This is a genomic window from Xanthobacter autotrophicus, from assembly GCF_029991245.1.
GTDB classification, from domain to species: domain Bacteria; phylum Pseudomonadota; class Alphaproteobacteria; order Rhizobiales; family Xanthobacteraceae; genus Xanthobacter; species Xanthobacter autotrophicus_C.
Map to the genome: position 1 here is coordinate 1 of NZ_JAIVFO010000369.1, position 440 is coordinate 440.

1 protein-coding gene is annotated in these 440 nt (G+C 71.8%); it reads left to right on the forward strand.

Features of this window, described 5'->3' with window-relative positions; all coding sequences use genetic code 11:
• Positions 1–440: benzoate/H(+) symporter BenE family transporter (locus K9U41_RS23260; RefSeq protein WP_282643202.1), on the forward strand; the 440-nt coding region annotated here is incomplete at both ends.

Here is a 440-nt window from a genome sequence, read left to right on the forward strand (position 1 = left end):
GCATGGGGCTGTGCTCCCTGGTGCCGTCGCTCATCCTTCGCCAGCCCGTGATGGTGGCATGGTCCACGCCCGGCGCCGCGGTGCTCGCCTCCGCCGGCCTGGCGGGTGGCTATTCCATGGGCGAGGCCGTGGGTGCCTTCATGGTCTGCGCCTGTCTGATCGCGCTGGGGGGGGCCACCGGCTGGTTCGAACGGGCCATGCACCGCATTCCCGCGGCAATCGCCTCGGCCCTGCTCGCCGGCGTGCTCGCACGGTTCGGCATCCAGGCCTTCGCCGCCGCACAGACCGCGCTGCCCCTGGTGGCGCTCATGCTGCTGAGCTACCTGCTCGCGCGCCGCTTCCTTCCGCGCTACGCCGTCGTCCTCACCCTGGCCGTGGCCGTCGCCTACGCGGCATTCCGCGGGCAGATCGCCGTTTCGCAGATGCGCTTCGAATGGGCC